Source organism: Variovorax sp. RKNM96 (genome assembly GCF_017161115.1).
Classification (GTDB): domain Bacteria; phylum Pseudomonadota; class Gammaproteobacteria; order Burkholderiales; family Burkholderiaceae_C; genus Variovorax.
In genome coordinates this window covers 5,293,740-5,311,789 of sequence record NZ_CP046508.1, presented here as the reverse complement: position 1 = coordinate 5,311,789, position 18,050 = coordinate 5,293,740, and the positions used below count along the sequence as shown (strand labels likewise).

The 18,050-nt window shown below is 67.9% G+C and carries 18 protein-coding genes; 11 read left to right on the top strand and 7 right to left on the bottom strand.

What is annotated here, in order from left to right; translation table 11 throughout:
• Nucleotide 1: 1 nt before the first annotated feature.
• On the bottom strand, nucleotides 2–475 hold the full coding sequence (locus GNX71_RS24605) for a (2Fe-2S)-binding protein (protein ID WP_206174844.1): 474 nt from the start codon (nucleotides 473–475) through the stop codon (nucleotides 2–4).
• 105 nt (nucleotides 476–580) lie between these two features.
• On the opposite strand from GNX71_RS24605, the gene GNX71_RS24600 reads away from it, so the two are divergent.
• The 3 genes from GNX71_RS24600 to GNX71_RS24590 all read left to right on the top strand — a co-directional run bounded on the left by GNX71_RS24600 (nucleotide 581) and on the right by GNX71_RS24590 (nucleotide 3,636).
• Entirely contained in the window at nucleotides 581–1,531 is a 951-nt protein-coding gene (locus GNX71_RS24600; protein ID WP_206174843.1) for a GlxA family transcriptional regulator, read from the top strand.
• Between the two features lie 88 nt (nucleotides 1,532–1,619).
• Nucleotides 1,620–2,447 (top strand): SDR family oxidoreductase, encoded by an 828-nt coding sequence (locus GNX71_RS24595; protein ID WP_206174842.1) that lies wholly within the window; start codon nucleotides 1,620–1,622, stop codon nucleotides 2,445–2,447.
• Between the two features lie 88 nt (nucleotides 2,448–2,535).
• Entirely contained in the window at nucleotides 2,536–3,636 is a 1,101-nt protein-coding gene (locus tag GNX71_RS24590; protein ID WP_206174841.1) for a BMP family ABC transporter substrate-binding protein, read from the top strand.
• On the opposite strand, the gene GNX71_RS24585 is transcribed toward GNX71_RS24590, so the two are convergent.
• A complete protein-coding gene (locus GNX71_RS24585; protein WP_241027046.1) occupies nucleotides 3,637–4,500 on the bottom strand; it encodes a LysR family transcriptional regulator in 864 nt (287 codons plus the stop codon). It abuts the gene before it with no gap.
• A gap of 121 nt (nucleotides 4,501–4,621) precedes the next feature.
• Here GNX71_RS24585 and GNX71_RS24580 point away from each other — a divergent pair, with 121 nt between their 5' ends.
• From GNX71_RS24580 to GNX71_RS24555, 6 genes are all read left to right on the top strand, one after another.
• A complete protein-coding gene (locus GNX71_RS24580) occupies nucleotides 4,622–5,227 on the top strand; it encodes a short chain dehydrogenase (RefSeq protein WP_206174839.1) in 606 nt (201 codons plus the stop codon).
• Complete coding sequence (locus GNX71_RS24575) at nucleotides 5,224–6,210, top strand: hypothetical protein (RefSeq protein ID WP_241027045.1); 987 nt, start codon at nucleotides 5,224–5,226, stop codon at nucleotides 6,208–6,210. The genes GNX71_RS24580 and GNX71_RS24575 overlap by 4 nt, the downstream gene beginning before the upstream one ends.
• 89 nt (nucleotides 6,211–6,299) lie before the next feature.
• Nucleotides 6,300–7,586 (top strand): guanine deaminase, encoded by a 1,287-nt coding sequence (gene guaD / locus GNX71_RS24570; protein WP_206174838.1) that lies wholly within the window; start codon nucleotides 6,300–6,302, stop codon nucleotides 7,584–7,586.
• A 77-nt stretch (nucleotides 7,587–7,663) separates the two neighbouring features.
• Nucleotides 7,664–8,230: a dCTP deaminase gene (dcd, locus tag GNX71_RS24565; protein WP_206174837.1), complete on the top strand. Its 567-nt coding sequence runs from the start codon at nucleotides 7,664–7,666 to the stop codon at nucleotides 8,228–8,230.
• A 108-nt stretch (nucleotides 8,231–8,338) separates the two neighbouring features.
• Nucleotides 8,339–9,220 (top strand): neutral zinc metallopeptidase, encoded by an 882-nt coding sequence (locus tag GNX71_RS24560; RefSeq protein ID WP_206174836.1) that lies wholly within the window; start codon nucleotides 8,339–8,341, stop codon nucleotides 9,218–9,220.
• Nucleotides 9,221–9,362: 142 nt separating this feature from the next.
• Nucleotides 9,363–10,835 carry a DEAD/DEAH box helicase gene (locus tag GNX71_RS24555; protein ID WP_206174835.1) on the top strand — a complete coding sequence of 491 codons (1,473 nt, stop codon included), beginning with the start codon at nucleotides 9,363–9,365 and terminating at the stop codon, nucleotides 10,833–10,835.
• Nucleotides 10,836–10,880: 45 nt separating this feature from the next.
• Here GNX71_RS24555 and GNX71_RS24550 read toward each other — a convergent pair whose 3' ends face one another.
• The 5 genes from GNX71_RS24550 to GNX71_RS24530 all read right to left on the bottom strand — a co-directional run bounded on the left by GNX71_RS24550 (nucleotide 10,881) and on the right by GNX71_RS24530 (nucleotide 15,660).
• Nucleotides 10,881–11,105, bottom strand: a complete 225-nt coding sequence (locus tag GNX71_RS24550) for a hypothetical protein (protein ID WP_206174834.1) — start codon at nucleotides 11,103–11,105, stop codon at nucleotides 10,881–10,883.
• Nucleotides 11,106–11,232: 127 nt separating this feature from the next.
• Nucleotides 11,233–12,855, bottom strand: a complete 1,623-nt coding sequence (locus tag GNX71_RS24545) for a rhodanese-related sulfurtransferase (protein ID WP_206174833.1) — start codon at nucleotides 12,853–12,855, stop codon at nucleotides 11,233–11,235.
• Nucleotides 12,852–13,451 carry a cysteine dioxygenase gene (locus tag GNX71_RS24540; RefSeq protein ID WP_206174832.1) on the bottom strand — a complete coding sequence of 200 codons (600 nt, stop codon included), beginning with the start codon at nucleotides 13,449–13,451 and terminating at the stop codon, nucleotides 12,852–12,854. Before GNX71_RS24540 ends, GNX71_RS24545 begins: the two co-directional genes overlap by 4 nt.
• On the bottom strand, nucleotides 13,448–14,428 hold the full coding sequence (locus tag GNX71_RS24535; protein WP_206174831.1) for an ABC transporter substrate-binding protein: 981 nt from the start codon (nucleotides 14,426–14,428) through the stop codon (nucleotides 13,448–13,450). Before GNX71_RS24535 ends, GNX71_RS24540 begins: the two co-directional genes overlap by 4 nt.
• Nucleotides 14,425–15,660 (bottom strand): acyl-CoA dehydrogenase family protein, encoded by a 1,236-nt coding sequence (locus tag GNX71_RS24530; protein ID WP_206174830.1) that lies wholly within the window; start codon nucleotides 15,658–15,660, stop codon nucleotides 14,425–14,427. The genes GNX71_RS24535 and GNX71_RS24530 overlap by 4 nt, the downstream gene beginning before the upstream one ends.
• Nucleotides 15,661–15,816: 156 nt before the next feature.
• Here GNX71_RS24530 and GNX71_RS24525 point away from each other — a divergent pair, with 156 nt between their 5' ends.
• Together GNX71_RS24525 and GNX71_RS24520 are read left to right on the top strand one after the other, a co-directional pair.
• Nucleotides 15,817–16,827 carry an ABC transporter substrate-binding protein gene (locus tag GNX71_RS24525; protein ID WP_206174829.1) on the top strand — a complete coding sequence of 337 codons (1,011 nt, stop codon included), beginning with the start codon at nucleotides 15,817–15,819 and terminating at the stop codon, nucleotides 16,825–16,827.
• 76 nt (nucleotides 16,828–16,903) lie between these two features.
• Nucleotides 16,904–17,983: an LLM class flavin-dependent oxidoreductase gene (locus GNX71_RS24520; RefSeq protein WP_206179658.1), complete on the top strand. Its 1,080-nt coding sequence runs from the start codon at nucleotides 16,904–16,906 to the stop codon at nucleotides 17,981–17,983.
• Nucleotides 17,984–18,050 lie beyond the last annotated feature (67 nt).

The following is an 18,050-nucleotide window of genomic DNA, read 5'->3' as shown; positions in this document are numbered from 1 at the left end:
GTCAGGCCGCCTTTGCTGCTGTCTTGCCGGAAAGGGCGCGGGCCGCTTCCTTGATGCCGGCGCGGATGCGCACATAGGTGCCGCATCGGCAGATGTTGCCGCTCATGGCGCCGTCGATCTCCTCGTCGGTGGGGGAGGTGTTCTTGCTCAAGAGGGCCGTGGCCGACATCAGCTGGCCCGATTGACAGTAGCCGCATTGCACGACGTCGAGGTCGAGCCAGGCCTTCTGCAGTGCGCGCCCGACGCGTGTGCCCGCGAGCGATTCGATGGTGCTCACGTTGGCGTTGGCCACCGATTCGACGGGGGTGATGCACGAGCGCGTGGCCACGCCGTCGACATGCACCGTGCAGGCCCCGCACATGCCCAGGCCGCAGCCGAACTTGGTGCCCGTCATGCCGAGCACGTCGCGCAGCACCCAGAGCACGGGCGTGTCGCCGTCGACATCGAGCGGACGTTCGATTCCATTGACTTTCATAGAGCTTCTTTCTTGTGGTGCCGCGTGGGACGGCTGATTGACCGGTCGGAGGATGTCACGTAGCCTTTCGGCCGGAATGTCGAAATTACCTCTTTTCAGGACATCATGCAGAAGCGCATCGCCGTCGTCGTTTTTCCGGGCTTCCAGATCCTCGATCTGGCCGCCGTCGCCGCCTTCGAGCTGGCCAACAAGCACGCGGGCAAGCCGGTCTACAAGGTCGAGCTGCTGTCGGAAACCGGCGGAGCCATTTCCAGTTCGTCGGGCATCGGCGTCGAGACGAAGCGGTTGACAGCATCGAAGTTCGACACGCTGGTAATGACCGGCGCGCTCACCATCGAGCCGACCTCCGAAGGGCTTTGCAGAATGCTGCGCGCGGGCGAGCGCAGTTCGCGCCGGATCGCGAGCATCTGCACCGGTGCCTTCGGCCTGGCGGATGCGGGACTGTTGGACGGCCGCCGCGTGACCACGCATTGGGCCTTCGCACAGGAACTGCAGAAGCGACATCCGCTGGCCAAGGTGCAGCCGGACCGCATCTTCATCAACGATGGTTCGCTCTGGACATCGGCCGGCATGACGGCGGGCATCGACCTGATGCTCGCGTTGGTGGAGGAGGACCTGGGCGTGGAGGCCGCGCGCATGGTCGCCAAGAACCTCGTCGTGTACCACCGCAGGGCGGGCGGGCAGTCACAGTACTCGGCGCTGCTCGAACTCGAACCCAAGTCCGACCGCATCCAGCAGGCGCTGGTGCATGCGCGCGCGAACCTGCGCGATCCGCTGTCGGTCGAAGACCTCGCCGAGGTGGCGCACCTGAGCCCGCGCCAGTTCAGCCGCGCCTTCAAGTCGGAAACCGGCCAATCGCCCGCGCAGGCCGTCGAGCATCTGCGCGTGGAAGCAGCGAAGGCGTTGATCGATGCGGGCGCGCTGGCGCTCAACGTCGTGGCCGATGAAACGGGCTTCGGCGATCCCGAGCGCATGCGGCGCGCGTTCCTGCGCACGCTGGGTCAGCCGCCGCAAGCCGTTCGCCGGGTGGCGAGGCAAATTGCGGAAGTGGCATAAAAGGAGGTTTATATGACATTTACGCCATCGCGCTGACGGAGGAAACTTCCCTTCACGCCGCAACCACGCGGCTTCGAAAGGAACTCCAATGACTGCGACATCCAAGGGCACCGCCCTCATCACAGGCGCTTCTTCAGGCATCGGCGCCATCTATGCCGACCGGCTTGCCCGCCGCGGCTTCGACCTCGTGCTGGTCGCCCGGAATCACGATCGCTTGCAGGCGCTGGCCGCCAGGCTCACGGCCGAGACCGGCCGCAAGATCGAGACGATTGCCGCCGACCTCACCGACAAGAAAGACATCGCGCGCGTCGAAGCCGCCATTCGCACGAACCGCGACCTCACGCTGCTGGTGAACAACGCCGGCGTCGGCGCCACCGCGCCGCTGCTCGCCTCGAACATCGAGAAGATGGAAGAGATGATTGCGATCAATGTGAACGCACTCACGCGCCTGACCTATGCGGCCGTGCCGGGCTTCGTGGCACGAGGCGCGGGCACCCTCGTCAACATCGCGTCCATCGTGGCGGTCTCGCCCGAAACGCTCAACGGCGTGTACGGCGGCAGCAAGGCCTTCGTGCTCGCGTTCAGCCAGTCGCTGCAACACGAGCTGGGCGAGAAGGGCGTGCGCGTGCAGGCCGTGCTGCCCGGTGCCACGGCCACCGAGTTCTGGGGCATCGCCGGCCTGCCGGTGCAGCACCTGCCGAGCGCGATCGTCATGAGCGCGGAAGACCTGGTCGATGCGGCGCTCGCGGGGCTCGACCAGGGCGAGAAGGTCACGATCCCGTCGCTGCCGAGCCAGGACGAGTGGGACGCTTTCGATGCGGCGCGGCGTGCCATGTCGGGCCGGATCTCCAGCTCGGTGCCTGCAGCGCGGTATGGCGTGAAAGGCGCGAGCGCGGAAGCGGCAGCGATGGCCTGAAGCGCCCGCACTAAAATCCGCACCCCGCAGTTGGGCGTCCCGGCCGGCTGCGGGTTTTTGCTTTTCCGGGGCCATGTAGAGGACCACCATGTACAAAAACCTCGCGGGCCGCGCCGTTCTGGCGTGGGTGACCGCCTGTTTTTTATCTCCCGCCTTTTCGCAACCGCAGGCTTCGAAAGAGCCGCTGAAGATCGGCTTCGTCTACGTCACGCCGGTCACCGATGCCGGCTGGGTGCGCCAGCACGAAGAGGGCCGCAAGGCCGTCGATGCGGCGCTCGGTGCGAAGGTGAAGACCACTTTCGTCGAGAATGTGGCCGAAGGGGCCGATGCCGAACGCGTGATCCGCGATCTCGCGCAGCAGGGCAACCAGCTCATCTTCACGCCCAGCTTCGGCTACATGGAGCCGACGCTCAAGGTGGCGCGCGATTTTCCCGATGTGAAGTTCGAGTCGATCACGGGCTACAAGCCTGCGGCCAACGTCGCGACCGCCAACGCGCGCTACTACGAAGGCCGTTATCTCGCGGGCATCGCGGCAGGGCGCATGACGAAGACGAATGTCGCGGGCTACGTGGCGGGCTTTCCGATTCCCGAAGTGCTGCAGGGCATCAACGCGTTCACGCTCGGCATGCGCTCGGTGAACCCGAATGCGAAGGTCGTCGTGGTGTGGCTCAACGCGTGGTTCGATCCGCCGAAGGAGCGCGACGCGGCGATGGCGCTCTTCAACCAGAACGCCGACGTCGTCGCCTTCCACACCGGCTCCACCGCCGTGATGGCCGCGGCGCAGGAGCGCGGCAAGATGGCCATCGCGTACCACTCCGACATGCGCAAGATCGCGCCCGATGCGCAGATCGTCGCGGTCACCCACCAGTGGGGCGGCTACTACACGCAGCGCGCGAAGGCGGTGCTCGACGGCACCTGGAAGAGCGGCAATCTCTGGGGCGGCGTGAAGGAAGGAATGATCCGCGTCGGCGACTTCGGCACCAAGGTACCCAAGGCCGTACAGCAGGAAGTGCTGGCGCGTCAGCAGGACATTGCGGCGGGCAAGCTGCAGCCGTTTCGTGCGGTGAATGGCGATGTGCGCGACAACGAAGGCCACGTCGTGATCGCCAAGGGCGCGCAACTGAGCGACGAGCAGATCCTGAAGATGAACTGGCTGGTTGCCGGCGTGCAGGGGCGTGTGACGCGTTAGCTAGCCGAGTCGCTCGACCACGAAGTCGACGAAGGTGCGCAGCTTGGCGCTCGGCCGCGTTTCGGGCAATCGCATGATGTGCACCTGCCGCGTCGGCAGTTCCCACTCGGGCAGCAACTGAACCACCTGGCCCGACGCGAGGGCAGGGCCGAGCAGCGCATCGGCCTGCACGATCACGCCCACACCGGCCATTGCGGCAGCGAGCAGCGCCTGCCCGTTGTTGGTGGTGAGCGGGCCGCGCACCGGCACGTGCACCGTCTGGCCATCGCGCGTGAAGCGCCATGAATGGTTCGGACCCCAGGTGGCGAAGCCCAGCAGCGGAAAGGCCTCGAGGTCGGACGGGTGCTTCGGCTGGCCGTGGCGCGCGACCCAGGCGGGGCTCGCGACCGCGAACATGCGCGCCAGGGCGAGCGGCCGCGCGATGAGGCGTTCATCGACCGCCGCACCCGATCGGATGCCGCAGTCGAAACCTTCTTCGGCCAGGTCGACCACGCGGTCGTTGAGCACCAGGTCCACCTTCACCTGCGGGTAGGCCGCGATGTAGTCGCCGATCACCGGCGTGAGCCGGTGCGCGCCGTATGCCACCGGTGCCGTGACGCGCAGCACGCCCTGCGGCATGGCGCGCAGCGACTCGGCCACGCCGTCGGCGGTGTGCACGCTCGCGAGCACGTCGCGGCAACGCTCCAGGTAGGCGGCGCCGATTTCCGTGAGCGCGTGGCGCCGCGTGGTGCGTTCGAGCAGGCGCGCGCCCAGTTGGTCTTCGAGCGCGCGGATGTGCTTGCCGACCATCACGGCCGAGAGATCGAGCGCCTCTGCCGCCGCGGCGAAGCTGCCCGCATCCACCGTCGCGACGAAGACTTCCATGGCGCGCAACTTGTCCATATTGAGAACCCAGGGTTTCGAATTGCCGAACCGGACGGCAATTTATCAAACTATCCATTCGCAAAACAATGGGCGCTTCTTGATTCATTCAGCGAGGTTTGTCATGAAGATTCTTGTTGTGGGCGCTACCGGCGCGGTGGGCAGCGCGGTGGCACAGGTGCTGGCCGAACGCGGACACGAAGTGGTGCGCGCAGGCCGCACGCGCGGCGATCTGCAGGTCGACATCACGAGCGATGCGAGCGTCCAGGCGCTGTATGCCGCGGTGGGGCGCGTCGATGCGATCGTCTCGGCGGCGGGCGGCCTGTTCTTCGGGCCGCTCGCCGAGATGCGGCCGGCCGATTTCAACATCGGGCTGCAGGACAAGCTGCTCGGCCAAGTGCGGCTCGCGCTGCTGGGTCAACACGTTCTGGCCGATGGCGGCTCGATCACGCTGACCACCGGCATCGTGGCGGACGAACCGATCCGGCAAGGGGCGAACGCGACGGCGGTCAACGCGGGGGTCGAGGGCTTCGTGCGCGCCGCGGCGATCGAGCTGCCGCGCGGCATTCGCATCAACGTGGTGAGCCCGACGGTGCTGACCGAATCGCTGCCGAGCTACGGGGCGTTCTTTCCGGGCTTCGAATCGGTAACGGCCGCACGGGCCGCACAGGCCTATGTGCGCAGCGTCGAGGGGCCGCAGACGGGGCGCGTCTATCGCGTGTGGCAATGAGGCGCCCTGCTTCGCTGACGGCGGCGCTGCTTCTGGCGCTGGGCGCGTCCTCGTCGATGGCCGCTCCGGCGGCGACGCAGGCACTGCCCGAGGACTGGTATCCGGAGAGCGTCGCCATCGGACCGGACGGGGCCTTCTATGTCGGCAGCTGGCGCCAGGGTGCGGTCGCGCGATTGAAGCCAGGCGCCGCGTCGAAGGCCGAAGTGCTGGTGAAGCCCGGCGCCAACGGCCTTGCGAGCGGGCAGGGCGTGCTGGTCGATGCGAAACACCAGGCCTTGTGGGTGTGCTCGGGCAACAGCGGCTTCACCACGGTGCCGCAGACGCCGAGCGCGCTCAAGCGCTACGACCTCGCCACCGGCGCGCCGCGCGCGAGCCATGCGATGCCCGATGCGGGCTACTGCAACGACCTGGCGCAGGACGCGCGCGGCAACATCTACGTGACCGACTCCTTCCATCCGCGCGTGCTGCGGCTCGCGCCGGGCGCGTCCGCGCTCACGGTCTGGAAGGAAGACCCGGCGCTCGCCGGCGAAGGCCCCTACAAGGGACTGAACGGCATCGCCATCGATGGCGGGCGCGACGTGTATGTGAGCCTTGTGGCGGCGTCGTCGCATCTGCTGCGCATCGGGTTGAACGCGGACGGCGGGGCGGGCGAAGTCATGCGCATCGAGGCGCCGCGCGTGATGAAGAACGTCGATGCGATCCGCGCCTGGAAGCCCGGGCGACTGGTGCTGTTCGAAAGCAATGCCTTCGGCGAAGGGCCGTATGGCGGCCAGGTCACCGTGGCGCGCATCGACGGCACGAAGCTTGGCCTGCACACGGTGGTGGCTGGGCTCAATGATCCGTCGTCGGGTGCGGTGCTGGGCGACCGCGTCTATTTCATCGAGTCGAAATACGGGCTGCTGACCAAGCGCAAGGACGGCGACGGGCCTGTGCCGCAGGGGGTGCCCTTCGATATCCAATCGCACGCGTTGCCGCGGGATTGAGGGGCCCCGGGGAGTGCATTCCGCATATAGCACTCATATGCGCATGGAAATTGCGACGGCGCAGGGCTGGATTACCCTCCGCAGCCACGATGAAAAAAGCCTACCGCGCCTCTCTCCTGCGATTCGACGACGCCGGCCTGCCCGTTTTCGATGAAGACGGCCTGCTGGTCGTCGCCCCCGATGCCACCGGCCGCCAGCGCGTCGTCGATGCCGGCAGCCACGCCGCCGTGTCGCCGCGCCATCCCGATGCCGACCTGACCCATCTGCCGGGCCGCATCCTCGCGCCGGGCTTCGTGGACATGCACATCCACTTTCCGCAGACCGACATCATCGGCGCGCCATCGCCGGGCCTCCTGCCCTGGCTCGAGAACTACACCTTCCCCGCCGAAAGCAAGTTCGTCGACCCGGCGCATTCGCGCGAAGTGGCCGATGTGTTCTTCGACGAGCTGCTGCGCAACGGCGTGACCACCTCGCTCACCTTCGCGACCTCGCATGTCGCCTCGGTCGATGCCTTCTTCGAGAGCGCGCAGCGCCGCCAGCTGCGCATGATCACCGGCAAGGTGCTGCAGGACCGCAACTCGCCCGACGGCGTGCGCGACGAGACCGAGCAGAGCCTCGTCGATACCGAGTCGCTGATCCGCAAGTGGCACAACGTCGATCGCCTGGGCTACGCCATCACGCCGCGCTTCGCGCCCACCAGCACCGATGCGCAGATGCGCGGCGCCGGCGAGCTGGCCGCGAAGTACGGCGACACCTGGATCCAGTCGCATGTGGCCGAGAACCGCGACGAGGTGCAATGGGCGCGGGAGCTCTATCCGAAGTCGCGCTCCTACCTCGACGTGTACGCCGGCTTCGGCCTGATGCGCGAGCGCGCCGTGTACGCGCACTGCATCTACATCGACGACGAAGACCGTCGCCTGATGCGCGAGACGAAAACGGCCGCCGCCGTGAGCCCGACGAGCAACCTGTTCCTGGGCAGCGGCTTCTTCGACTTCGGCGCGGCCGACCGCATCGAGTCGCCGTACGGCCTTGCGAGCGACGTGGGCGGCGGCACCAGCTTCAGCCCCTTCCACACGATGCTGGCCGCCTACTACGTGGGCCGCGAGGGCCAGACCAAGACCGGCCTGAGCATCTGGCCCTCGCGGCTGTGGTGGCACCACACCGGCGGCGCGGCGCGTTCGCTGGGGCTGGGTGGCGTGGTCGGCAACCTGCAGCCGGGCTGCGAGGCCGACTTCCTGGTGCTGAATCCCGCCGCCACGCCGCTGCTGGCGCGCAAGACGAAGCTGGCGAACACGCTGGAAGAAATGCTCTTCGCGATGATCGTGCTGGGCGATGACCGGCTGATCGAGCGCACGGTGATCTCGCAGGCCGGCTGAAGTGCGCCGGGGGAGGGCGCACAGGGCGCCCATGCCACAATTCGGCCCCGATTCCCCCGCAGCAGCAGCGAGCGCATATGAGCATCAAGAGCGACAAATGGATCCGGCGCATGGCCGAGAGCGAAGGAATGATCGATCCCTTCGAACCGGGCCAGGTGCGCGAGGCCGGCGGCCACAAGATCATCAGCTACGGCACCTCGAGCTACGGCTACGACATCCGTTGCGCGCCTGAATTCAAGGTCTTCACCAACATCCACAGCACCGTGGTCGACCCGAAGAACTTCGACGAGAAGAGCTTCGTCGACATGCACGGCGACTACTGCATCATCCCGCCCAACAGCTTCGCGCTGGCGCGCACCGTCGAGTACTTCCGCATCCCGCGCAACGTGCTGACCATTTGCCTGGGCAAGAGCACATATGCGCGCTGCGGGATCATCGTCAACGTGACCCCGTTCGAGCCCGAGTGGGAAGGCTACGTGACGCTGGAATTCAGCAACACCACGCCCCTGCCCGCCAAGATCTACGCGGGCGAAGGCTGTGCCCAGGTGCTGTTCTTCGAGAGCGACGAAGTCTGCGAGACCAGCTACAAGGACCGTGGCGGCAAGTACCAGGGCCAGCGCGGCGTCACTCTGCCGAAAACCTGACGCGGCGGCGAGCCGGGCACTGACGCCCGGTTACCCCGGGCGGCCTGGGGCCAAGTACCATCCAGCCACCATCCGGCAACAGTTGTGCACGCCGGGAAGGAGACTGCGATGAGATGGGAAGGCAACGAACAATCGGACAACGTCGAAGATCGCCGCGGTGAGGGCGGTGGTGGTGGCGGCTTCATCGGCGGCCGCAGCATCGGCATCGGCACCATCGCGGTTGCGCTGATCGCAGGCTGGGTCTTCGGCATCAATCCGCTCACGGTGCTGAGCCTGCTCAGCGGTGGCGGCGGTCCGGCCCAGGTGCAGCAGGCGCCGCAGGGCCCCGCGCCCAAGCCGCCTTCGGGCGACCGCGAAGCGGCCTTCGTCTCGACCGTGCTCAAGAACACCGAAGTGGTGTGGACCGACATCTTCCGGCAGAACGGCGGCAGCTACCAGGCGCCCCGGCTCGTGCTGTTCCGCGGTGCCACGCCCACGGCCTGCGGCACCGGGCAATCGGCCATGGGGCCGTTCTACTGCCCGGGCGACAAGAAGGTCTACATCGACCTGGGCTTCTACGACACGCTCAAGAACCAGCTCGGCGCGCCGGGCGAGTTTGCGCAGGCCTACGTCATTGCGCACGAGGTCGGCCATCACGTGCAGGACGAACTGGGCATCACCGCCAAGGTCGACGGCATGCGCGGGCGCCTGAGCCAGTCGCAGAACAATGCGGTGAGCGTGCGCGTCGAGCTGCAGGCCGACTGCTTTGCAGGCGTGTGGGCTCACCACTCGCAGGAGTCGAAGAAGTGGCTCGACCCGGGCGACATCGAGGCCGCCATGAACGCCGCGCAGAAGATCGGCGACGACGCATTGCAGCGTTCGGCGGGCCGCGCAGTGGTGCCCGACAGCTTCACCCACGGCTCCAGCGCGCAGCGCCAGAAGTGGTTCGGCGCGGGTTATCAAAGCGGCGACATGAAGTCGTGCGACACCTTCAACGCGCGCAATCTTTGAGCAGACCTTGGGATTCACGGGCCCACAGGGCCCATGTTTGTTGACCTGAATGCTATTGAATAAATAGCAACACAGGCGGCGCGGACGTTGTCACGGCGCCGTCACTGCCGTTTTTTGCGGCAATGCGACAATAGCGGGCTCAATGACAAGCTCCTTCTCCAATCTATCGCTGGCAGAACCGCTGGCCCGCGCCGTAGCCGAAATGGGCTACGAGACCATGACACCGATCCAGGAGCAGGCCATTCCGGTCGTGCTTTCGGGCCAGGATGTGATGGGCGCCGCGCAGACCGGCACCGGCAAGACGGCGGCGTTCTCGCTCCCCTTGCTGCAGCGCATGCTCAAGCACGAAAACGCCTCCACCTCGCCCGCGCGGCATCCGGTGCGCGCGCTCGTGCTGCTGCCCACGCGCGAGCTGGCCGACCAGGTCGCGCAACAGGTCAAGCTGTACGCCAAGTACACCAACCTGCGCAGCACGGTGGTGTTCGGCGGCATCGACATGAAGCCGCAGACGCTGGAACTGAAGAAGGGCGTCGAGGTGCTGGTGGCCACGCCCGGCCGTCTGCTCGATCACATCGAAGCCAAGAACGCGGTGCTCAACCAGGTCGAGTACGTGGTGCTCGACGAAGCCGACCGCATGCTCGACATCGGTTTCCTGCCCGATCTGCAGCGCATCCTGAGCTACCTGCCCAAGCAGCGCACCACGCTGCTTTTTTCTGCCACCTTCTCGCCCGAAATCAAGCGGCTGGCCGGCAGCTACCTGCAGAACCCGGTCACCATCGAAGTGGCGCGGCCGAACGAAACGGCCTCCACCGTCGAGCAGCATTTCTACAGCGTCTCCGACGACGACAAGCGCCGCGCGCTCAAGCAGATCGTCAAGCAGCGCGGCATCACGCAGGCCTTCGTGTTCGTCAACAGCAAGCTCGGCTGCGCGCGCCTCGCACGCTCGCTGGAGCGCGACGGTCTGCGTACCACCGCACTGCATGGCGACAAGAGCCAGGACGAACGCCTGAAGGCGCTCGCCTCGTTCAAGGCCGGCGAAGTCGACCTGCTGGTATGCACCGACGTCGCGGCCCGCGGCCTCGACATCAAGGACGTGCCCGCCGTCTTCAACTTCGACATTCCGTTCAACGCCGAAGACTACGTGCACCGCATCGGCCGCACCGGCCGTGCCGGCGCCTCGGGCCTGGCCGTGAGCTTTGCCAGCGGCGGCAACGATGCGCGCCTGGTGGCCGACATCGAGAAGCTGATCAAGAAGAAGATCGAGCTCGAACCCGTCGAGTTCGAGGAAGACCGCCCGTGCGGCCGCATCAACGACGGACGCCGCCATTGGCGCGAAGAAGGTGAAGCCGGCGATGCACGCGACGTGCTCGACCAGCCGCGCGAACGCAGCACCAGCAGCATCGGCGCCGACGCGCGCCGCGGTGGCGGACGCCCGCACCGTGCGCCTTCGGCACCGCGCGATCCGTTCTTCGACAAGCCCTACGAACCGGGCGAGGCCGATGCCACGCCGGCATGGGAAGCCGCAGCGAAGGCAACGCCTGCGCGGGGCATCTCGAGCAACATCAAGAGCAAGCGCAAGGTCGCGGCGCTGTTCAAGTCGGCCGAGCCGAGCTGATCCGGTCAGTGAACCGCGGCGCCAGCCGCCACGGTTCATTCGCGATCACCGCCAGCCGCGGTGCCATCCGTACTGAGGATGGTGCCAACCCCACCCGTAGCGCGGGTGGTATGCCCATACGAAACCAACGCCAGGCGACACGTACGTCGGGGCCACATAGGCCACGCCTGGGGGTGCCGAATAGACGGGTTGGGCGGGTGCGACCACGCACCCGGTGAGTGCGGCTGCGAGCGCAGCAGCCGACAGCGCGAGAACAACGGGAAATCTCATGGCGAAGCTCCTTGGGACGAGTTGTTGTGGATGTGCACAACCAACGCCCCGCAGAACCCGTGGATGACGGCCTTTACGCCCGCGAAACAGTGTCACGGGCGTGTTGTCATCCTTTCAAAACGCTTTCTCAGATCACCTTGAAATGATGCGTGCCGTCGTGCCCCAGTTGCGCGACCAGCCCGTACTCCCAATCGAGGTAGGCCTGCATGGCTTCCGCGGGCGCATCGGTGCCTTCGTAGGGGCGGCGATAGCGATCGGTGCGCGCTGTTGCGAGGCGCGTCTCGCCGGTCTCCGCTTCGAGGCCCGCTGCGAACCACGCCGTGTTGCCGCCGGTGAGCACCAGCACTTCCGCATCGCGCTGTCCACGCGCATCGAGCAGCGCGCGCAGGTCGGCAGCGGCGTAGCGTGCGAGCAGGCTGCTGCCGCAGGTCAGCACGTAGCGTTGCGATGCGGGAATGACCGCATCGATCGCACTCGCGAGCTGCGCGCGAATCACGTACCAGGCGCCGGGGATGTGGCGTTTCACATAGTTGGCGCTCGTGGTCACGTCGAGCACGGCGGTGCCAGGCTGCTTGAGCAATTCGGCGAGTGCCTTGGGCGCGATCTCTCCGACGGTCGCCGCAACCGGCGGATAGGCGGGCGATGGCGCGACCGTTTCCGTGAATGCAGAAGCTGAAGGCGCCGTGTCGGGCACATAGACCTCCCACCCCATCTGCGCGAGCCATGACGCGCTCATCGATGCGCGCACGCCGTCGTCGTCCGCCAACACGATCCGTGCGCCGCGCACCGGCACCTGGTGATCGGTTTCCTGCACCAGTTGTCCGCCGGGCGCGTTCGCAAACCCGGGCAGGTGGCCCGCTGCATATTCCTCGGGTGTGCGCACGTCGAAGCGGTAGACGGTGCGGTGCGGCGCCTCCAGCGTCTGCAAGGTATCGAGCGCAATGCGCCGCACGCCGGCCTTGTCGGCCACGCGGCGCGCGTCGGCCTGCGCTTGCGCGCGATGCGCATCGGACACCGCAGCCGGCGCTTGCCGATCTGCCCCATGGTCCAGCACCTGCCCCGCGAGCTTCCATCCGATCGTGCCATTGCGCAGGGCAGCCACCGGGTTCGGAATGCCCGCATTCACCAGCGACTGCGTGCCGATGATGCTGCGCGTGCGGCCCGCGCAATTGACGATCACCTGCGTCGACGGATCGGGTGCGAGCTCGCGCACGCGCAGCACCAGCTCCGCACCGGGCACGCTGGTGGCCGAGGGAATGCTCATGGTCTGGTATTCGTCGAAGCGCCGCGCATCGAGCACCACCACGTTGGCCTTGCCTTCGACCAGCGCCTTCACTTCGGGTGCCGAGAGCGAGGGCGTGTGCCGCTCATGCTCGACCAGTTCGCCGAACGATTTGCTCGGCACGTTCACGTCGCGGAACAGCTCGCCGCCTGCCGCGCGCCAGCCTTCGAGGCCGCCTTCGAGCAGGTGCACGTTCGTGTAGCCGAGCGCGGCGAAGGTGCGCGCCGCGAGCGGTGCGAGATCGACGCCGTCGTGCGCGCCGTACAGCACGATGAACGTGTCCCGCCGCGGAATGCGCCGCCAGGCCTCGATCTCGATCTTCGAGAGCGGCAGGTTCGCGGCCCACAGCGGGTGCTCCTGCGCGAACGGGTCTTCCTCGCGCACGTCGAGCAGCGCCGTCTCTTCGCGCGCAACGAGTCGCTCGCGCACGGCGGAAAAAGGCAGGAGGAGGAAAGCAGCGGTCGTCATGCGAATGTCGATCTGAGTTCTTCGGAGCGGTCCCAGAGGTTGGGAAGCAGCGTGTTGGAGTAGCCCGAGACAAACGGCTTGCGCCCGCCCTCGGCCGGGTAAGTATGCCGCCGTACCGCGCCGATGTTGGCGCCGTAGACGTGGATGCTGATCGACACGCGGTCCGCATGCGCGTTGTGCACGCGGTGTAGGTCGCCGACGGTGGGCGACACGGCTTCCACGTTGCCGGCATCGAGCCGCACCGCGTCGCCCTGCGGCTGTGCGCGGCCATTGCCATCGAATACGTAGCCCTGGCTGTATTCCGCGCCGCGCAGCATGCCGATCAGGCCCCACACCGTGTGGTCATGGATCGGCGTGGCCTGCCCCGGCCCCCAGACGAAGCTCACGACCGAGAAGCGCTCGGTGCTGTCGGCGTGCAGCAGGAACTGCTGATAGCGCGCCGGGTCGGGCCGTGCGAACGCGTCGGGCAGCCAGTCGTCGCGTGCGACGAGCGTGCGCAGCAGCGCGCCGCCTTCGCGGAGGATGCGGGGCTCGTCGGGCGCGCTGTCGAGCAGCCGGCCGAAGGCGCCGACGAAGTCGCGCAGCGGCGCGATCACGCGGGGCGCTTCCAGAGCTGGGTGTCGGTGATGGCGCGCACGTCCACGCGCACCGGCAGGATGCCGTCGCGCGCCGAGCGGTCGGACACGGCCTGCAGCGCGACGATGTCCGCCTCGCTCACCGGCCGACCCGCCACCGATGCGCGCGCGGTGATGATGCGCGCCGACTCGATCGGCAGCCGCGTGAGCTGGCTGTACGCCAGCGCATAGGCCTCAGGGTTGGCCAGCGCCCAGTCGCCCGCGCGGCCCAGCCGGTCGAGAAACTGCACGATGGCCGCGCGCCGGGCCGGATCGGCCAGCGAATGCTCGCTCGCGGTGATGAAGCCCAGGGCGGTGTTGATGCCGCGCCCGTCACGCAGGATGCGCCCGCCTTGCTGCACCGCGATCGTGTAGTACGGATCGAAGACGGCCCACGCGTCGATCTGCTTCGAGGCGAAGGCGGCGGCCGCATCGGTCGGCAGCACGAACTTCACCGTCACCTCGGTGCGCGGCACGCCGGCTTCTTCGAGCGCGCCATAAAGCTGGTACTGCGAGATGCTGCCGCGCGCCGACGAGACGATCACCGTCTTGCCGCGCAGGTCGCTCACGCTGCGCAAGGGCGAATCGGGCTGCACCACGATGCCCAGCGAATCGGCCTTGCCGACGCGCGTGGCGACGATCTTGAGCGGCGTCTTGCCGACGGCCGCGGCGAGCACCGGCAGGTCGCCGGCCATCGCGGTGTCGACCGCGGCGCTGCGCTGCGCCTCGAACAGCGGCGCGGCGCCCTGGAAGTTGGCCCAGCGGTACGCAAACGGCGCCCCTTCGAGCGCCTTCGACGCCTCGAACAGTGAACGCAGGCCGCCGGCCTGGTCGCCGAGGATCAGCGTGGTCTGCGGTTGCGCCCACGCACGCAGCGAGCCAGTCGCGGCCAGCGAGAGCGCGGCGCCTTGCTTCAGCCAACTGCGGCGCGAGGCTTTGGAGAACAGCAGGTCCGTCATGCGGCGGCTCCCGCCGGCAGCAGCGCGCGCTTGCCCGCGCCGACCAGGATCGCATCGTTCTGCGGCGTGTGGATGCGGCTGCACAGCACGTCACGGTAGTGGCGCTCCAGCGGGTTCTGCCGCGTGAGGCCGTGGTTGCCGCTCAACTGCAGCGCGAGTTCGACCGCGCGGATCGCGTTGTTCGTCACCGTGTACTTGAGGAGACCGCTGTCGGTGGCCGGCTGCGCGTGGCCGTTGTCGACGGCCGATGCGGCGTCGTCGAGCAGCACGCGGTTGGTGCGAAGCAGCGCCTCGATCTCGCCGACATGCTCCTGCACGCGCGGCAGGCTCGCGAGCGGCGCGCCCAGGCTGCCGGGCGCGCGCTGGTTCAAGAAGCCCACCAGCCAGTCGCGCGCGGCCTGCGCCACCGCGTCGTAGAGGCTGCCGAGCAGCACGACCATCCAGGCCTGCTGGGTGGCATGCGCGTCGATGTCGGTCTGGCTGCCGGCGTCGGGCGCCCAGTCGGCCGGTGTGCGCAGGTCGACCGCGTGGTCGAGGTCGATGGCGACGTTCTCGAAGATCACTTCATGGCTGCCCGAGGCGCGCAGGCCCAGGTGGTCCCAGCTGGCGATCACCCGCACGCCGGGCGCGTTGCGCGGCACCAGGAACACGCCGGTACGCGGCGTCGGCTCATCGGTGCGTGCCCATACGGCGAGCCAGGTCAGGCCCTCGATGCCGGTCGTGTAGAGCTTGTGGCCGTCGAGGGTCCAGCCATTGCCGTCGCGCCGTGCGACGGTCGAGGGCAGGCCGCCGCGCGAAGGCGAGCCGAGTGCAGGCTCCACGCGCAGCGCGTTGATGAGCGCGCCGCGCTCCACCGCATCGCGCGCCACGCGTTCGCGCAGTTGCGGCGGCCAGCGGTTGTCGCCGCGCGTGAGCGCATGGTGCTGCAGGTAGGTCATCGTGAGGATCAGCGCGGTGGCCGGCTCGCCGCGCGCCACGGCCGCGATCACGTGTCGGGCCGTCGCCAGCGTGGCGCTGCCGCCGCCGTGCACTGCGGGCGCGACGAGGCCGATCAAGCCGTTCGCCTGCAGGGCCTCGAAGTTTTCTTGCGGGAAGGCGCCGCTGCGGTCGTAATCGGCCGCAGTCGCTGCGAACCGGGCCGACAGCCGGGCTAGCAGCGCGGCATCGACGGTGGAGGAGGGGGTTGCTTCTTCAGGCGTGGCCGACGGGCGGCGCAGGGGGAGTGCACTCATGGTTCCCGCACGGTACCGGGCCGCCGGCGGCCCGAAAACGACGCATCCCGCATATGCAAACTCGTTTTTCTGCGTTCGCTTTTGGAGGGCGCCTCGGTACGGTCTCGCTTCTCTCCCATGGCTCCCGTGGGCATGGAAGACGAAAGATCGCAACGCATGAAATCCGATTTCCCCCTCGATCGCCGCAGCCTGCTGCAGGCCGCCGCCGCCTGGGGCGCAGCCGCCGCCGGCCTGGGCGCGCATGCGGCCCAGGCCGCCACGCCGTCGCGCGATCTCTCGGGCGTGACCTTGCGCGTCGGCACCTACAAGGGCCTGTGGCGTCCGCTGCTGCAGGCCTCGGGCCAGGCCAACACGCCCTACAAGATCGATTGGCGCGAACTCAACAACGGCGTGCTGCACATCGAGGCCATCAACGGCGACGCGCTCGACCTCGGTTCGGGCAGCGAGATTCCGCCGGTGTTCGCGGCGCGCCAGAAATCCAGCGTGCGGCTCGTGGCCGTGACGCATGAAGACCTCAACAACCAGGCCACGCTCGCGCGCAAGGACGCACCGATCCGCAGCATCGCCGACTTCAAGGGCAAGCGCGTGGGCTACGTGCGCGCCACCACCTCGCACTACTACCTGGCCAAGCAGCTGGCCGAGGCGGGGCTTTCGTTCAGCGACATCCAGGCCGTGAGCCTCACGCCGGCAGACGGCCTCTCGGCCTTCGCGCGCGGCGACCTCGATGCCTGGGCCATCTACGGCTACAACGGCCAGATCGCGCGCACCCAGTACGGCGCGCGGGTCATCAAGACCGGCGTGGGCTATCTCTCGGGCAACTTCCCGATCTATGCCAACCCGCGCGCGCTCGACGACACGCTGCGCCGCGCGGCACTGAGCGACCTGCTGCAGCGCCTGCAGCGTTCGTTCGCGTGGATCAACGGCAACTTCCTGGCCTATGCGCGCGCGCAGTCGGCCGAGACGCGGGTGCCGGTCGGCGACCTGGTCGAGCTCTTCAACGGCCGCAGTGGCGACTACAGCCTCGGCCCCGTCAGCGACGCGGTGGTGCGCAGCCACCAAGACGTGGCCGACACCTTTTTGAAGATCGGCGTGCTCGACGGCCCCGCCGATGTGAAGCCCCTGTGGGACCGCAGGTTCGAGAGCGTGCTGCGCCTGCCCGCCGTCTGAAATACCCCAACACCTCGACAACAAATAAAGGACTCCCGTGACCCAGAACACCCAGAACGACGTTGAATTCATCGGCATGATCCAGGGCCAGAAGGTCTCGGAGATCCACGCCGCCAAGGGCCCGGCCATCGACCGCGACTACGTGCGCGCCTTCGCGCAGGCGCATGAGAACGCCGGCTTCGACCGCGTGCTGGTGCCGCACCATTCGACCGGCCCCGACGCCACGCTCACCGTGGCCTACGCCGCCTCGGTCACCGAGCGCATCCACTTCATGCTCGCGCACCGCCCGGGCTTCGTAGCGCCCACGCTCGCGGCGCGGCAGTTCGCCTCGCTCGACCAGTTCAGCGGCGGGCGGCTCGGCGTGCACTACATCTCGGGCGGCTCCGACGAAGAGCAGCGCCGCGACGGCGACTGGCTCGATCACGACCAGCGCTATGCCCGCACCGACGAATACCTGGAGGTGCTGCACAAGGTGTGGTCCGCCGACAAGCCCTTCGACCACGAAGGCGCGCACTACCGCTACCAGAACGCTTTCTCCGAAGTGAAGCCGCTGCAGACGCGCAACGGCAAGCCGCACGTGCCGGTGTATTTCGGCGGTGCGTCGGAAGCCGCGATCCCGGTCGCCGGCAAGTACGCCGACGTGTATGCGCTGTGGGGCGAATCGCTCGACCAGGCGCGCGAGCTGACCACGCGCGTGCGCGCCGAAGCCGCGAAGCACGGGCGCAGCGTGCGCTTCTCGGTGTCGTTCCGCCCGATCCTCGCGGAGACCGAAGAGGCCGCCTGGGCGCGCGCCGAGAACATCCTGGCCGAGACCAAGCGCCTGCGCGTGGTGCAGGGCTACAACCGCGGCGGCCCGCAGCAGAGCGAGGGCGCCAAGCGCCTGCTGGCCGCGGCCGACAAGGGCCCGCGCGTGGACAAGCGCCTTTGGACGGCCGTCGCGCAGGAAATCGGCGGCCGCTCCAACAGCACCGCGCTGGTCGGCACGCCCGAGCAGGTGGCCGATGCGCTGCTCGACTACTACGACCTGGGCGTGACCACGTTCCTGATCCGCGGCTTCGATCCGCTGGAAGACGCGACCGACTACGGCCGCGAGCTGATTCCGCGCACGCGCGAACTCGTCGCGCAGCGCGCGGCTTCCGTACGCAAGGCGGCCTGACCTGACTTTCTCCCTCCCCCTCTGGGGGAGGGCAGGGGTGGGGGCAAGCGGCCTTCACGACGCCGCG

What these genes read in the sequence shown, in the direction of transcription:
- GNX71_RS24525 (WP_206174829.1), top strand. Translation starts at nt 15,817, where the DNA reads ATGAAATCCGATTTCCCCCTCGATCGCCGCAGCCTGCTGCAGGCCGCC.
- GNX71_RS24605 (WP_206174844.1), bottom strand. Translation starts at nt 475, where the DNA reads ATGAAAGTCAATGGAATCGAACGTCCGCTCGATGTCGACGGCGACACG.
- GNX71_RS24590 (WP_206174841.1), top strand. Translation starts at nt 2,536, where the DNA reads ATGTACAAAAACCTCGCGGGCCGCGCCGTTCTGGCGTGGGTGACCGCC.
- GNX71_RS24530 (WP_206174830.1), bottom strand. Translation starts at nt 15,660, where the DNA reads ATGAGTGCACTCCCCCTGCGCCGCCCGTCGGCCACGCCTGAAGAAGCA.
- GNX71_RS24580 (WP_206174839.1), top strand. Translation starts at nt 4,622, where the DNA reads ATGAAGATTCTTGTTGTGGGCGCTACCGGCGCGGTGGGCAGCGCGGTG.
- GNX71_RS24600 (WP_206174843.1), top strand. Translation starts at nt 581, where the DNA reads ATGCAGAAGCGCATCGCCGTCGTCGTTTTTCCGGGCTTCCAGATCCTC.
- dcd (WP_206174837.1), top strand. Translation starts at nt 7,664, where the DNA reads ATGAGCATCAAGAGCGACAAATGGATCCGGCGCATGGCCGAGAGCGAA.
- GNX71_RS24560 (WP_206174836.1), top strand. Translation starts at nt 8,339, where the DNA reads ATGAGATGGGAAGGCAACGAACAATCGGACAACGTCGAAGATCGCCGC.
- GNX71_RS24575 (WP_241027045.1), top strand. Translation starts at nt 5,224, where the DNA reads ATGAGGCGCCCTGCTTCGCTGACGGCGGCGCTGCTTCTGGCGCTGGGC.
- GNX71_RS24545 (WP_206174833.1), bottom strand. Translation starts at nt 12,855, where the DNA reads ATGACGACCGCTGCTTTCCTCCTCCTGCCTTTTTCCGCCGTGCGCGAG.
- GNX71_RS24555 (WP_206174835.1), top strand. Translation starts at nt 9,363, where the DNA reads ATGACAAGCTCCTTCTCCAATCTATCGCTGGCAGAACCGCTGGCCCGC.
- GNX71_RS24595 (WP_206174842.1), top strand. Translation starts at nt 1,620, where the DNA reads ATGACTGCGACATCCAAGGGCACCGCCCTCATCACAGGCGCTTCTTCA.
- GNX71_RS24550 (WP_206174834.1), bottom strand. Translation starts at nt 11,105, where the DNA reads ATGAGATTTCCCGTTGTTCTCGCGCTGTCGGCTGCTGCGCTCGCAGCC.
- GNX71_RS24520 (WP_206179658.1), top strand. Translation starts at nt 16,904, where the DNA reads ATGATCCAGGGCCAGAAGGTCTCGGAGATCCACGCCGCCAAGGGCCCG.
- GNX71_RS24535 (WP_206174831.1), bottom strand. Translation starts at nt 14,428, where the DNA reads ATGACGGACCTGCTGTTCTCCAAAGCCTCGCGCCGCAGTTGGCTGAAG.
- guaD (WP_206174838.1), top strand. Translation starts at nt 6,300, where the DNA reads ATGAAAAAAGCCTACCGCGCCTCTCTCCTGCGATTCGACGACGCCGGC.
- GNX71_RS24585 (WP_241027046.1), bottom strand. Translation starts at nt 4,500, where the DNA reads ATGGAAGTCTTCGTCGCGACGGTGGATGCGGGCAGCTTCGCCGCGGCG.